The sequence below is a fragment of the Pseudomonas sp. IT-P171 genome (genome assembly GCF_949767765.1).
In the GTDB taxonomy this organism is placed as follows: Bacteria; Pseudomonadota; Gammaproteobacteria; order Pseudomonadales; family Pseudomonadaceae; genus Aquipseudomonas; species Aquipseudomonas fluorescens_B.
The window spans coordinates 138980-152848 of sequence record NZ_CATKQN010000002.1 but is presented as its reverse complement, the minus strand read 5'-3'; the positions used below and the strand labels follow the sequence as shown (position 1 = coordinate 152848).

Genomic DNA, 13869 nt, shown 5'->3' with positions numbered 1-13869 from the left:
CAGTCCGGACGACGCAACTTCTGGATCAGTCTTCCAGCAGCTCTTCAGCCTGACCCAGGATGTTTTCCAGGGTGAAGCCGAACTCTTCGAACAAGGCAGGCGCAGGCGCCGACTCGCCGTAGGTGGTCATGCCGATGACGCGGCCTTCCAGGCCCACGTATTTGTACCAGTAGTCCGCATGAGCGGCTTCGATGGCGATACGGGCGCTGACCTGCAACGGCAGAACCGATTGCTTGTAGTCGGCGTCTTGCGCATCGAACACGCTGGTGCAAGGCATCGAGACAACGCGCACCTTGCGACCTTGCTCGGTCAGCTTGTCGTAAGCCTGAACCGCCAGACCCACTTCCGAACCGGTGGCGATCAGGATCAGCTCAGGCTCGCCTGCGCAGTCCTTCAGCACGTAACCGCCACGGGAGATCTCTTCGATCTGGATCGCGTTGCGGGTTTGGTGCTGCAGGTTCTGACGCGAGAAGATCAAGGCCGAAGGACCGTCGTTACGTTCCAGGGCGAACTTCCAGGCCACTGCCGATTCAACGGCATCGGCTGGACGCCAGGTGTCGAGGTTCGGCGTGCTGCGCAGGCTGGTCAGTTGCTCGATCGGCTGGTGAGTCGGGCCGTCTTCGCCCAGACCGATGGAGTCGTGGGTGTAGACGAACAGCACGCGCTTCTTCATCAGCGAGGCCATGCGCACGGCGTTGCGGGCGTATTCCATGAACATCAGGAAGGTCGCGCCGTAAGGCACCAGACCGCCGTGCAAGGCCACGCCGTTCATGATCGCGCTCATGCCGAACTCGCGGACGCCGTAGTACACGTAGTTGCCGCTGGCGTCTTCGGCGGTGACACCTTTGCAACCTTTCCACAGGGTCAGGTTGGAACCGGCCAGGTCAGCGGAACCGCCGAGGAATTCCGGCAGCATCGGGCCGTAGGCGTTCAGGGCGTTCTGGCTGGCTTTACGGCTGGCGATGGTTTCGCCCTTGGCCGCGACTTCAGCAATATAGGCAGACGCTTTTTCAGCGAAGTCGGCCGGCAGTTCGCCGCTCAGGCGACGGATCAGCTCGTTGGCCAGCTCAGGGAAAGCCGCGGAATAGGCAGCGAAACGCTGATCCCACTCGGCTTCAACGGCGCGGCCGGCTTCCTTGGCGTCCCACTCGGCATAGATGTCGGCCGGGATTTCGAACGGACCGTGGTTCCACTTCAACGCCGCGCGGGTCAGAGCGATCTCCGCGTCACCCAATGGGGCGCCGTGGCAATCTTCTTTACCTTGCTTGTTCGGCGAACCGAAACCGATGGTGGTCTTGCAGCAGATCAGGGTTGGCTGCGCGCTTTTGCGAGCAGTCTCGATGGCAATCTTGATCTCTTCCGGATCATGACCGTCGACGTTGCGGATCACCTGCCAGTTATAGGCTTCGAAACGCTTAGGGGTGTCGTCGGTGAACCAGCCTTCGACTTCACCGTCGATGGAGATGCCGTTGTCATCGTAGAAGGCGATCAGTTTACCCAGGCCCAAGGTACCGGCCAGGGAGCCGACTTCGTGGGAAATGCCTTCCATCATGCAGCCATCACCGAGGAACACGTAGGTGTGGTGATCGACGACATTGTGGCCCGGACGGTTGAACTGCGCCGCCAGGACTTTTTCTGCCAGGGCGAAACCCACGGCGTTGGCCAGGCCCTGGCCCAGTGGACCGGTGGTGGTTTCCACGCCAGGGGTGTAGCCGAATTCCGGGTGGCCCGGGGTGCGGCTGTGCAGCTGGCGGAAGTTTTTCAGGTCATCGATCGACAGGTCGTAGCCGGTCAGGTGCAGCAGCGAGTAGATCAGCATCGAACCGTGACCGTTGGACAGCACGAAGCGGTCACGGTCGGCGAACGATGGATTGCTCGGGTTGTGCTTCAGGTAGTCACGCCAAAGTACTTCGGCGATATCTGCCATACCCATAGGGGCACCGGGATGGCCGCTGTTGGCTTTTTGCACGGCATCCATGCTGAGGGCACGAATGGCGTTGGCACGCTCACGACGGCTGGGCATCGCTGTTCTCCTGCGGATATTGAATCGAGAGTGAATAAAACGAAACGGAAAAAAGGCGAGCATTTTCCCTCACCGACCCGCCTCGGGGCAATGACAGATAATCATCTGAAGGCGTTTTTCCGGTGGATAAAGTCGCATTCGCCTGGTGAAACCTTTCCGCTGACGATTTGTAGAGTGACCCTTTCCACGAGAAGTGCCATCTATCGAGCAATATCAAAACTTTTTGATATTGCTCTTGCGGGGATTTCTGACCATCACTAGACTGCTGGCCCTATGAATTTACGCGTGCCTTCCATTCAACATGACGAGTGCGATGAGCTGGCGGCCCTGTGCAAGGCCGGCGGCGATCCTCTGCGGCTGAATGTATTGCGCGCGCTGGCCAACGATTCGTTTGGCGTACTGGAACTGGCGCAGATCTTCGGCATCGGCCAGTCGGGCATGAGTCATCACCTCAAGGTGCTGGCCCAGGCCGACCTGGTGGCAACGCGCCGTGAAGGCAATGCGATTTTTTACCGTCGCGCCCTGCCCCACACCGATCTGCTGGGCGGCAAGTTGCACGCCGCGCTGCTCGAAGAAGTGGACAACCTGACCCTGCCGGCCGATGTGCAGTCGCGGATCGGTCAGGTCCACGGGCAACGGGCGGCGGCCAGCCAGGACTTTTTCTCACGGGTCGCGGAGAAGTTTCGCGCCCAGCAAGACTTGATTGCCGGCTTGCCGCAGTACCGCGAAAGCGTGGTGGCGTTGCTCGACAAACTGAGCTTCAGTGAAGGGGCCACGGCCATTGAAGTCGGCCCAGGTGACGGCGCTTTTCTGCCTGAACTGGCACGCCGCTTCACTCACGTCACGGCACTGGACAACAGCGCGGCGATGCTCGAACTGGCGCGCCAGGTCTGCGAACGTGAAGCGCTGGCTAACGTCAGCCTGCAACTGGCCGATGCATTGAATGGCGTCAGCCTCAAGGCTGATTGCGTTGTACTGAACATGGTGCTGCACCACTTTGCCGCGCCGGCCGATGCGCTCAAGCACATGGCCGACTTGCTGCAACCGGGCGGTAGCCTGCTCGTGACAGAGTTATGTAGCCACAACCAGAGTTGGGCCAGGGAGGCCTGCGGTGATCTCTGGTTGGGGTTTGAACAGGACGATCTGGCCCGTTGGGCCACCGCTGCGGGACTCGTTCCCGGGGAAAGCCTCTATGTAGGCTTACGTAATGGTTTCCAGATTCAGGTCCGCCACTTTCAGCGGCCGACTGGCGACACTCACCATCGGTAAATTCAGGAAAAAATCGAGATGAGCGAATACTCCCTCTTCACCTCCGAGTCCGTGTCCGAAGGGCATCCGGACAAAATCGCCGACCAGATTTCCGATGCGGTGCTGGACGCCATCATTGCTGAAGACAAGTTCGCCCGTGTGGCGTGCGAGACACTGGTGAAAACCGGCGTGGCAATCATCGCCGGTGAAGTCACCACGTCGGCCTGGGTCGACCTGGAAGAAATCGTGCGTAACGTCATTCTGGACATCGGCTATAACAGCTCCGATGTCGGCTTCGACGGCGCCACTTGCGGCGTGATGAACATCATCGGCAAGCAGTCCCCTGACATTAACCAGGGTGTCGACCGTGCCAAGCCTGAAGATCAGGGCGCTGGCGACCAGGGCCTGATGTTCGGCTACGCCAGCAACGAAACCGACGTGCTGATGCCAGCACCGATCACCTTCTCGCACCAGCTTGTGCAGCGCCAGGCCGAAGCCCGTAAATCCGGCCTGCTGCCTTGGCTGCGCCCGGACGCCAAGTCGCAAGTGACTTGCCGTTACGAAGGCGGCAAGGTTGTCGGTATCGACGCCGTTGTACTGTCGACCCAGCACAACCCTGAAGTGTCGTACAAAGACCTGCGCGAAGGCGTGATGGAGCTGATCGTCAAGCACGTGCTGCCTGCCGAACTGCTGACCAAGGACACCCAGTTCCACATCAACCCGACCGGCCAGTTCATCATCGGTGGCCCGGTAGGTGACTGCGGTCTGACCGGTCGCAAGATCATCGTCGACAGCTACGGCGGCATGGCCCGTCACGGCGGCGGCGCGTTCTCCGGTAAAGATCCATCGAAGGTTGACCGTTCGGCTGCCTACGCCGGTCGTTACGTAGCCAAGAACATCGTCGCTGCCGGCCTGGCCGAGCGTTGCGAGATTCAGGTTTCCTACGCGATCGGTGTTGCTCAACCGACTTCGATCTCGTTGAACACCTTCGGCACCGGCAAAATCAGCGACGACAAAATCGTCAAACTGGTTCGCGAAGTGTTCGACCTGCGTCCATACGCAATCACCACCATGCTCGACCTGCTGCACCCGATGTACCAGGAAACCGCTGCGTACGGCCACTTCGGTCGCACCCCGGCCACCAAGACCGTCGGCGAAGACACCTTCACCACGTTCACCTGGGAAAAAACCGACCGCGCCGACGACCTGCGTTCGGCTGCCGGCCTGTAAGACTTCCCAGGCGGTACCAAAAGCCCTGCACGGTTCGCCGTGCGGGGCTTTTTATTGCCTTTCGCTTTGCGCCGTGTCGCCGCCATCGCGAGCAGGCTCGCTCCCACAGGGAAATGCATTCCAATGTGGGAGCGAGCCTGCTCGCGATGAGGCCAGCCCAGTCACCCGGAAATACAAGGCAAAACACCCGCCCTTCCCGCCTGACAATAAGTGACTAGCCTTCAAGCATTCCACTTGAGCAAGGACGCTCACCATGCTTCTGCGCCTGTTTTCCATTTTCCTCCTGACCCTGGTCTGCTCAATCTCAAACGCTGCCGATTGCCCCGACTGGCCACCCGCCAGGGCTCTGGACGAAATCACTACCCTGCAAAAACAGATCGACCTTTGGGACCACAGCTACCACCACAACGGACGCTCATTGATCGCCGACGAACTCTACGACCAGTCCCGTGCACGGCTGGCCGATTGGCGTGAGTGCTTTAACGCGGGTCCGGCGCCCGAACCTTTGCGCACGGCAGGCGGCAAGATCGCCCACCCCATTGCTCACACGGGCCTGGAAAAACTTCGCGATGGTCGCGCGGTCGAGGCTTGGCTGCGCGATCGCAAGGACATCTGGATTCAACCCAAGGTCGACGGCGTAGCCGTGACACTGATCTATCGCAACGGCGTACTGCATCAGGCGATCAGTCGCGGTGACGGCGTGAACGGTCAGGACTGGACGGCCCCGGCGCGACTGATCCCCGTTATCCCACGACAACTGGCGCAACCCGTGGATTTGCTCGTGCAAGGCGAACTCTTCTGGCGCCTGACCGGCCATGTACAAGCCAAGGTCGGCAGTCTCAATGCCCGTTCGACGGTGGCCGGCCTGATGGCCCGCAAGGAACTCGCCCCCGAGCAAGCCGCTGGTATCGGGCTGTTTATCTGGGATTGGCCGCAAGGGCCCGCCAGCCTGCCCGCCCGTGTCGCGCTGCTGGATGAACTGGGGCTGCCGGGCACGGTGCCTTACAGTCAGCCGATCCAGACATTCGCCGACGCCGAACACTGGCGCGACCACTGGTACCGCTCGCCATTACCCTTTGCCAGCGACGGTGTCGTCCTGCGCCAGAGCCAGCGCCCCTCAGCCGCGCGCTGGCAGGCGAAAACACCGTACTGGGCCATCGCCTGGAAATACCCCTTTGCCCAGGCGCTGGCCGAGGTGCGAAAAGTCGATTTCAAGGTCGGTCGCACCGGACGGATCACACCGGTGCTGGAGCTGAAACCGGTGACACTCGATGACCGGCAGATCAAACGCGTGAGCGTCAGCTCCCTGCGACGCTGGGAGGAACTGGATATCCGCCCCGGCGATCAGGTGTCCGTCAGCCTGGCGGGACTGACCATTCCCAGGCTCGACGGCGTGGTTCTGCGCGCCGCCGAACGCGCCGAATTAAACATACCGTTAGCGGCAGACTTTCATCCGTTGAGTTGCTGGCAGCCGACGCCTGGCTGCGAAAGCCAATTCCTCGCGCGACTGGCCTGGCTCAGTGGCAAGCAAGGGCTGGCCTTGCCTCATGTCGGCCCCGGCACCTGGGAGAAACTTCTCGAAACAGGCCGCCTGAACGGCCTGCTGGATTGGTTGACCCTCGATGCTCAAGAGCTTGCTAACATTGACGGCTTCGGCGAGCGCAGCACGACTCGTCTTTTAAACAGTTTCAACAGCGCCCGCCAACGCCCTTTCATTCGCTGGCTCAAAGCCCTGGGATTACCACCGACCGGCCAGGCGCCGTTGGCTGATTCATGGCAGGCACTGGCACAACGAAACACCGGACAATGGCAGGCAGAGGCCGGTATCGGCCCGGGACGTGCGGCGCAACTGAGCGCATTTTTCCGCGACCCGCAGGTCCTGGCCTTGAGTGACACATTACGTGCGGCGGGAATCGACGGGTTTTAGCGACCGCCGATGCTCGCCCACCCGGGAACCCAAAGGTGCCAATGGGCTCAAACGCCCACCGCCCTATCGATCCGATTTGCACTTTGTACATGGAGCTTTTATGAAATTTCTTTCACCGCTCGTCCTGCTGACTCTATGCGGTGTGATGGCCGCTCCACTGATGGCCGCCGAAGAGGCCCCGGGCCTGACCGGTTGCGCCGCCAAGAAACAGGGCATCATCAATCAGATCGAGCTGGCCAAGTCCCACGGCAACGCCGATCAGCAGGCTGGCCTGGAAACCGCCCTGAGCGAAGTCACCGCTCATTGCACTGACGCCTCGCTGAAAAAGGAACGGGAGAACAAGGTCCTCGACGCCAAGCATGAAGTCAGTCAGCGTCAGGCCGACCTGGACAAAGCCATGAAGAAAGGCGACCCAGAGAAGATCAACAAGCGCAAAGACAAACTCGCCGAGTCCCGCAAGGCATTGCAGGACGCGCTCGACGAGCTGGACAAGTAATCCACCGGATTAGCGAGCGAACTGTTGTGGCGAGGGAGCTTGCTCCCGTTCGGCGGCGAAGCCGTCGCAATCCGGCACGCAGAATACAGCTGACGAAACTCGGTCGAATGGTTTTGGGGCCGCTTCGCCGCCCAGCGGGAGCAAGCTCCCTCGCCACCGTTGCGCAGCAAGCACCACCCAGTCACATCCGAGAATCAATGATCCCGAAACTCTTTATGGCACGCACTGCAGGCATCTTCGACTTTCTGCACCGCCGGCCCGAGGTTACTGGCCTTGTAAGGCTGGACCTTGCTGGCAATCACCAATTCACCGGTGCTGGCTTCAAGGGTGCGGGCCATTTCCTGAAAGCGTGCCTGTTTCTGCCAGACATCGCTCTTGGCACTGGTGTGATCTTCTTCGCGCACCTGTGGAAAATGCTTCCACGGTTCATGGGACAGCGCATCGAGCTTGATGGCGCCCTCAGCGAACTTCGGACCGTCGAATGGAATGCGGCCGCGCAACATGCCGCCCAGGTCTTCGCCGGTCTTGAGCATTTGCTTGAAGATCGCCTTGCGCTGGCCCAGTGGCGAGTTCGGGTCGACACCGCCACACGCAGACAACGTCAGGCAGGCCAGCAATACAACGGAAAGTCTTTTAAATGTCATGGTGGCTTCAGGTCACGGGAAACGGCGGCCAGTATCCTCGCGTCATCGACAAACACCAATAGCCCTAATATCAATACGGGTTGTTCGAGCGCAGTGAGCACTCGCGCAACCGGCAAAGGAATTACTCCATGAACAGCCGTTTCAAGGCCTGGCGTCATCGCCTCGCCTGGACTCTCCCGATAGTGGCCGTGCTCGCAGGCTGCACCGGTGGTGACAACAACAAACCGAAAACCCACGCACTGGCGACTTATTCCAGCGCCACCTGGGAAGCGCTGCCTGCAGTGTCCGATAACGATCTGATCGCCGGTTTCGGTTCGTGGCGCAGCGCCTGTACCCGACTCAAGGCCGATCCGGTGTGGGGCCCAACCTGCGCCGCAGCCGCCAATGTGCCGCAAACCGCCACCGACATCCGCGGCTTCCTCAAACAGAACCTCGATGTCTACGGCCTGCGCGCCGCCAACGACAATCCCGATGGCTTGATCACCGGTTACTACGAGCCGGTCTACCCCGGCAGCCTGACCCAAACCGCCGTGGCGAACATTCCGGTGTATGGGGTTCCAGAGGACATGATCATCGTCTCCCTGGACAGCATCTACCCGGAGCTCAAAGGCAAACGCCTGCGCGGACGGCTCGAAGGCCGCGTGCTCAAGCCGTACGACGATGCGGCAACGATCGAAAACAAAGGAGTCAAGGCGCCGGTGGTGGCATGGCTGACCGACCCGATGAACCTGCAGTTCCTGCAAATCCAGGGCTCGGGTCGCATCCAGCTCAGTGACGGCCGCCAGCTGCGCATCGCGTACGCCGACCAGAACGGCCATCCCTATCGGCCGATCGGCCGCTGGCTGGTGGAACAAGGTGAACTGAAAAAAGAAGACGTGACCATGGGTGCGATCAGCAACTGGGCCAAGGCCAATCCGACGCGCATTCCGGAACTGCTCGGCAGCAATCCCAGCTATGTGTTCTTTACCCGCAACCCCGACAGCAACGAAGGCCCTCGCGGCTCGCTGAATGTTCCGTTGACCGCAGGCTATAGCGCCGCCGTGGACCGCAAAGTGATTCCACTGGGCAGTCTGATGTGGTTATCCACGACGCGGCCGGACGGCACGCCGCTGGTTCGCCCGGTGGCCGCCCAAGACACTGGCGGCGCGATTGCCGGTGAAGTTCGGGCGGACCTGTTCTGGGGAACCGGAGAAGCGGCCGGGCAATTGGCCGGCGACATGAAACAACAGGGGCAGATCTGGATGTTATGGCCCAAAGGCGCGGCATTGCCGCAAGTGCCTCAGGTGGCCGACAAGCTCTAAAGTCAAAGATCGCAGGCTGCGCCAGCGCCTGCATGGATCAATGCTCATCCGCCAAGTAGCGGTGAACCCGGCCAATGTAGGCGCTGGGCAGCCTGCGATCTTTTGCTCTTAGACAGAAACCACAAATAAACTGATGATCAACCCCAGCCCCACAAACCACACCAACGACCGCAAGATATGCCAGTCCGCCAGGTAACAAATGATGTACAGCAACCGGCTGGTGATAAATAAGACCGACAGCACATTGATGGTCACCAGCTCGGCATTGCCAGCCAGGTGCGCCACGATCACCGCCGCAGCGAACGCCGGGAAGATTTCAAAACTGTTCAGTTGCGCCGCATTCGCGCGCCTGCCCAAACCTTCCAGTGAATCAAGAAAATCCCGGGGATCATGGTTGTCGTCCAGCCTGTAACCGCCACTGATCTTGGCCACGACCGTGCACAGGTAAGGCAGGAAAATCGCGATCAAAATGCACCACAAAGCAACCGTCATAAAGTCATCCCTTCTTCAAGTTTCATGCGTCGAGCTCTCGTCGACAGTGAGCCAGTCAAAACTTCATCACCAATATACCGATCAACACCAGCCCACAGGCCAGGAGCCGAGGCCGGCCGAAAGGTTCTTTCAGGTAGCGCATGCCAAACAGCACCACCAGGATCACGCTGATCTCGCGCAATGCCGCTGCTTCGGCTATCGACCCCAGCTGCATCGCCCACAGCACCAGAGCGTAGCTGAACAACACGCAAAACCCGACCGCCAATCCCAACTGCCACTGTTCACGCCAGAACAGCATGAACGCCGGTCGCTTGCGCACCAGTGCGAGCAACGGAAACGGCCAGGCGCTGAGCAACGTCACCCAGACCAGGTAATCCAGCGGATGCGACCAACGCCGCAGCGCCTGGCCATCGATAAAGGTGTAGCAGCCGATGCACAGACCGATCAGTGCTACCACCGGCAGCATCGACCAAGGCAAACGCGCGCCGCCACCGCCCTGCCACAGCAAACACAGCATGCCGAACGGGATCAGCAGGATTCCGAAGATCTGCTGATGGGTCAGCACTTCTCCGGCAAAGATCAGCGTCAGGGCCAGCACCACCAGCGGCGACAGTCCGCGCATCAATGGATAGACCAGCCCCAGATCACCGACCCGATAAGCCTTAATCAGCAAATAGCGATAGAGCAACTCGAACGCCGCCGACGCCAGGATCCACGGCCAGATTTCAATCGGCGGTAACGCCACGAAAGGCAGCATCAGGGCGACAAACAACATCGCCACGCTGTCCATGCAAGCCACGACCAACAACCGTTCCGCGCTGAACTTGATCAGCGTATTCCACGCCGCATGCAGCAACGCCGCCACCAACACCAAAGCCGTCGCAAGCACGGCACGCTCCTTTTGTTCATCATCCTCACCTGGCAGGAGCATGGTTTGCCGTGGAAGGCGTTCTTGAAATCGCCATCGCCGGCAAGCCTCGCTCCTGCAGGAAGCGGTCAGATAATTGATTCGTCATAAGTCAGCAGCTGTTTATACTGCAAGCGACCACGCCGCACTCAGTTGCGCACAGACTAATTCCAAAAAATTCTGCCTCGGCCGGCTCTCCTCGAGAACGGTCTCCCAGATTGAATGCAGTAACGCTGTCGTCAATGTATCGGGTTGACAAGCAAGTCATGAAATCACCGGACAGACCTCATGACATCCGTCAGAAAATCGACCGGGAACTTCGACGCATTCAGGACGCACTCTGTATGAATTTTCTACAGGGCATTTTATCCGCCCTCCAAAACTGCCTGAAATCCCCTAAACAGAGCCTTTCAACTCACAATCGAGCGCGACACCAAGCGACTTCGTGTTTGTGTTCCCAATTGATACACCGTGCTCTCGCCTGCCTTCGCCTCTCCTAAAGTGCTGCTTCCGAAACCGCTCTCAAAGGAAGAGAAACTCATGACTGTTATCAGCCCCGTACGCCCCCCCTCATCACCTCCCTCAAGCAGCCTGAACAACGCGACTCAAGGCTCACCGACAAGTCCCTCTGACGAAGATTGGGGCGACTTCATGCAAGGCACCCGGTGCAAAGGTGAAGGCCTGTGCGAAACGCTGGCGAGCTCGTCGACCGGCCGAGAGCTTTCGATCCGCCGTTATGAGAACGACGTGGTCGAAATGGACCTCAAGCGCCCTGATATCAAAGACCTTGTGCTAAGCGGCGGAGGGGCCAAAGGGGTCGCCTTCTCCGGAGCGGTAAAAGCACTGGAAGAAAGTGGTCATCTGGACAAAATCAGCAACCTGCGAGGTTCATCGGCAGGCGCCATTACTGCGGCGGTGCTCGCCTGCGGAATGACACACGCGCAAATCGACAAACTGTTGGACGACATCGATCTTGTGTCGCTGCTCGACAGCCAAAGCAAGGTGCTTGGACCGATTCAGCACCTCAGCTCCACCATTGGTAAAGGTGTCGCAAAGGCCCCGGGCAAGACTGGCAAAATCGGACAGCTGCTGTTCGACCTGCTGCCTCGACTTCAATCCAAAGGCAGGCCACTGGAGGCACTGGTCCGTGACAAATCGGTCGAGTCGATCCTGTCTCGCTTCAGCCAGGCCCCTAAAGATGATCAGCGGCAAATTTCGGAGGCAAGCAAAGCTTGCGTAGAACAAATAAAAACCAATCGCTACGTGACCTTTGGTGATCTGGCGACCCTGAGCAAGGACATGCCTGAAATCAAGCAACTGCACATCACCGGCACCGCCATGTTCGACGGGCGCCCGCAAATGGTGGTGTTCAATGCCAGCCTGACCCCGGATCTGGATGTGGCTCACGCAGCCCTTATTTCAGGTTCATTGCCCGTCGTTTTCCAATCACCCTCAGAACAAGGTCTGCCCTTCCAGGGTGAGGGAGAGCGAACTTCCTTTCAGGATGGCGGGATCATGCTCAACACTCCGGTCCTGGATCTATACGATATTCAAATCCCGATGAGCGCAATTCCCGAAAGAGATCAGTTGATTCTCAAATTCGAGAGCGAGAATGGCGGTAAAAAAAACGATAGCGGCACACTTCTTTCGAGAACGATCGACAAGGCCATCGGCGTGGACCACTCGGCCCGAGACGCACAAGAAGAGAAAGGCATCGTCGCGTTTAAAGGACAAACGGTGATCGTTCCCCTGAAGACCGATGAGGGCGACTTCACTACCCTGCTGGGAGGCACGGTCAACTTCAGCATGCCGAAAGAGCACAGAAACCTGCTGCAGGAAAAACTGCGCTCCAAAGTTGAAGAACACCTGAAAAGCCATGACCGCAGCGAAACGTACACCTTCAAATCCATTGGTAGCGCTCTACTGGCCCTTGATGATGCATTGTTCGATACGGTGGCGCTTGAACTGAACAGTGATCAATCATGTGAAGCGGTCATCAGTTTCCGGCAGAAAGCTCAACAGGCGCTGACTGATTTAAAGCACGCTCTGGATGTCGTCTCCAAAGCCAGAGACAAAGAAGACCCAGGCAAGAAGAACGCCACACTGGAACTCACCCCAGAACTGCGTGCAGTGATCAATGCCCTGGATCAGCTTGGCGACACACCGGAAAAAACCGATTGGCTGGCGAAAAAACTCAATCATGGAAACCACCCGGATTACATGGAGCTGCTCCAAGCCGTTAAACGCATGGATGCCGGGGCACCAGGGCAAAAGTCTGCTGTCATGACCAAAGCCATCGAGGAAATGAGCATCCGCGACATCAAAATCAAGAGCGAAAACTTCATTCGCGAAGTGCTCTTTCCCTCCCTGTATCGTGTTGGCCAGCCTGACTCGAACATCAAGCTGATAGGAGAGGCAATCATTGACTTGCGAGAAGCCAAGACCCCCGAGGATCAGGAGAGAGCAGGCAAACGGCTAATCGACAATTACATCTCGCGTAACTCTCTATTCTCGAGTTTTGTCAGCTCGACGACGGTTGAACAAACCCGAGCATGGCTGATTCCTGCCAAGTAACCGTACTGCACCGGCAGGCCGGGCAAGTGGATACCTCGCCCGGCCTCATCGCTTGGCGTCCTCGTCTGCGGTCGGCCGGGCTTCGCTTTTCTTCTCTTTAGGGGCGCCGCTTTCACTGCGAATCTGCGCATGGCTGATCAGTGCAAAAATAAAGCTGCCGCCGATGATATTCCCCAGCAGCGTCGGACCGGCGAACACCAGCCAGAAATCCTTCCACGGCAGTTCCCCGGCAAAGACCAGATATGAAACCTCGGCTGAACCGACCACGATGTGGGTGAAGTCCCCCAGCGCCATGAAGTAGGTGATGAGGATGATGATCCACATCTTGGCGCTTTCCATGGATGGGATCATCCAGACCATGGTGGCGATCATCCAGCCCGAGACAATGCCCTTGGCGAACATCTGGCCGGCATCGTTTTCCATGACCTTGCGGCCGATGTCGAGGAAGGCCAGGTCAGTCTTGCTGTCGAAGATCGGCAGATGCAGCATCACATACGCCACCAGCAAAGTGCCGCAGAGGTTGCCCACCAACACCACCGACCACAACCGCAGCAAGCGGCCGAAGTTGGCCAGTGTGGGCTTGCTCATGATCGGCAGGACCGCCGTCAGGGTGTTTTCGGTGAACAGCTGCTGGCGGGCGAGGATCACCGCGAGAAAACCGGCGCAGTAGCCGAAACTGGCGATGACCTTGAAACCTTCGGCGTCCGGCAGGCGGGAATTGAGCAACCCCATGGCCATCAGCGACAGGCCCATGGTCAGGCCGGCGGCCAGCGCCGACCACCAGAGCGCGGCGATGCTGCGCTCAAGTTCCTGATCGCCCTGGGTGCGGATGATTTCGTGCAGCACCGCTGCGCGCGGAGGCTGGTTCTTGTCGACTTCGTGCTGCTCTTTCGCCGAGAGGTCGGGGGTCTTGCCGTCTTTGTGCGTGTCCATTGAAGCTCCTGAACCTGTGGCGTGTCATGTAGGTACGACACGTGGGGTCCGGCGCTGTTCAGTGGTCCGCTGAATCATCGTCGGCGGGTCGACC

At 59.1% G+C, this 13869-nt stretch carries 11 protein-coding genes; 6 read left to right on the top strand and 5 right to left on the bottom strand.

Going from position 1 to position 13869, the window contains the following annotated elements; all coding sequences use genetic code 11:
* Positions 1-25 precede the first annotated feature (25 nt).
* Positions 26-2023, bottom strand: coding sequence for a transketolase (gene tkt, locus ACM6I5_RS01865; RefSeq protein ID WP_017341228.1), 1998 nt, complete (start codon positions 2021-2023; stop codon positions 26-28).
* 273 nt (positions 2024-2296) lie between these two features.
* Here tkt and ACM6I5_RS01860 point away from each other — a divergent pair, with 273 nt between their 5' ends.
* The 4 genes from ACM6I5_RS01860 (at position 2297) to ACM6I5_RS01845 (ending at position 6924) form a co-directional block, all read left to right on the top strand.
* Positions 2297-3292, top strand: coding sequence for an ArsR/SmtB family transcription factor (locus tag ACM6I5_RS01860; protein WP_017341229.1), 996 nt, complete (start codon positions 2297-2299; stop codon positions 3290-3292).
* 18 nt (positions 3293-3310) lie between these two features.
* The gene (gene metK / locus ACM6I5_RS01855) at positions 3311-4501 is read left to right on the top strand and encodes a methionine adenosyltransferase (RefSeq protein ID WP_008033298.1); all 1191 of its coding nucleotides are present in this window, start codon (positions 3311-3313) and stop codon (positions 4499-4501) included.
* Positions 4502-4754: 253 nt separating this feature from the next.
* Positions 4755-6428 (top strand): NAD-dependent DNA ligase LigB, encoded by a 1674-nt coding sequence (ligB, locus tag ACM6I5_RS01850; RefSeq protein WP_414883078.1) that lies wholly within the window; start codon positions 4755-4757, stop codon positions 6426-6428.
* 100 nt (positions 6429-6528) lie between these two features.
* On the top strand, positions 6529-6924 hold the full coding sequence (locus tag ACM6I5_RS01845; protein ID WP_017341231.1) for a DUF1090 domain-containing protein: 396 nt from the start codon (positions 6529-6531) through the stop codon (positions 6922-6924).
* Positions 6925-7118: 194 nt separating this feature from the next.
* Here ACM6I5_RS01845 and ACM6I5_RS01840 read toward each other — a convergent pair whose 3' ends face one another.
* A complete protein-coding gene (locus ACM6I5_RS01840) occupies positions 7119-7568 on the bottom strand; it encodes a c-type cytochrome (protein WP_414880177.1) in 450 nt (149 codons plus the stop codon).
* A gap of 128 nt (positions 7569-7696) precedes the next feature.
* Here ACM6I5_RS01840 and ACM6I5_RS01835 point away from each other — a divergent pair, with 128 nt between their 5' ends.
* Positions 7697-8869, top strand: a complete 1173-nt coding sequence (locus ACM6I5_RS01835) for a murein transglycosylase A (RefSeq protein WP_017341233.1) — start codon at positions 7697-7699, stop codon at positions 8867-8869.
* A 108-nt stretch (positions 8870-8977) separates the two neighbouring features.
* Here ACM6I5_RS01835 and ACM6I5_RS01830 read toward each other — a convergent pair whose 3' ends face one another.
* The gene (locus ACM6I5_RS01830) at positions 8978-9361 is read right to left on the bottom strand and encodes an MAPEG family protein (protein WP_017341234.1); all 384 of its coding nucleotides are present in this window, start codon (positions 9359-9361) and stop codon (positions 8978-8980) included.
* A 55-nt stretch (positions 9362-9416) separates the two neighbouring features.
* Complete coding sequence (locus ACM6I5_RS01825; RefSeq protein ID WP_017341235.1) at positions 9417-10250, bottom strand: DMT family transporter; 834 nt, start codon at positions 10248-10250, stop codon at positions 9417-9419.
* Positions 10251-10808: 558 nt separating this feature from the next.
* Here ACM6I5_RS01825 and ACM6I5_RS01820 point away from each other — a divergent pair.
* The gene (locus tag ACM6I5_RS01820; protein ID WP_414883077.1) at positions 10809-12842 is read left to right on the top strand and encodes a patatin-like phospholipase family protein; all 2034 of its coding nucleotides are present in this window, start codon (positions 10809-10811) and stop codon (positions 12840-12842) included.
* A 45-nt stretch (positions 12843-12887) separates the two neighbouring features.
* Here the strand turns inward: ACM6I5_RS01820 and ACM6I5_RS01815 are convergent, their stop codons facing one another.
* Positions 12888-13775 carry a formate/nitrite transporter family protein gene (locus tag ACM6I5_RS01815; protein WP_017341237.1) on the bottom strand — a complete coding sequence of 296 codons (888 nt, stop codon included), beginning with the start codon at positions 13773-13775 and terminating at the stop codon, positions 12888-12890.
* Positions 13776-13869 lie beyond the last annotated feature (94 nt).

What these genes read in the sequence shown, in the direction of transcription:
- tkt (WP_017341228.1), bottom strand. Translation starts at nt 2,023, where the DNA reads ATGCCCAGCCGTCGTGAGCGTGCCAACGCCATTCGTGCCCTCAGCATG.
- ACM6I5_RS01860 (WP_017341229.1), top strand. Translation starts at nt 2,297, where the DNA reads ATGAATTTACGCGTGCCTTCCATTCAACATGACGAGTGCGATGAGCTG.
- metK (WP_008033298.1), top strand. Translation starts at nt 3,311, where the DNA reads ATGAGCGAATACTCCCTCTTCACCTCCGAGTCCGTGTCCGAAGGGCAT.
- ligB (WP_414883078.1), top strand. Translation starts at nt 4,755, where the DNA reads ATGCTTCTGCGCCTGTTTTCCATTTTCCTCCTGACCCTGGTCTGCTCA.
- ACM6I5_RS01845 (WP_017341231.1), top strand. Translation starts at nt 6,529, where the DNA reads ATGAAATTTCTTTCACCGCTCGTCCTGCTGACTCTATGCGGTGTGATG.
- ACM6I5_RS01840 (WP_414880177.1), bottom strand. Translation starts at nt 7,568, where the DNA reads ATGACATTTAAAAGACTTTCCGTTGTATTGCTGGCCTGCCTGACGTTG.
- ACM6I5_RS01835 (WP_017341233.1), top strand. Translation starts at nt 7,697, where the DNA reads ATGAACAGCCGTTTCAAGGCCTGGCGTCATCGCCTCGCCTGGACTCTC.
- ACM6I5_RS01830 (WP_017341234.1), bottom strand. Translation starts at nt 9,361, where the DNA reads ATGACGGTTGCTTTGTGGTGCATTTTGATCGCGATTTTCCTGCCTTAC.
- ACM6I5_RS01820 (WP_414883077.1), top strand. Translation starts at nt 10,809, where the DNA reads ATGACTGTTATCAGCCCCGTACGCCCCCCCTCATCACCTCCCTCAAGC.
- ACM6I5_RS01815 (WP_017341237.1), bottom strand. Translation starts at nt 13,775, where the DNA reads ATGGACACGCACAAAGACGGCAAGACCCCCGACCTCTCGGCGAAAGAG.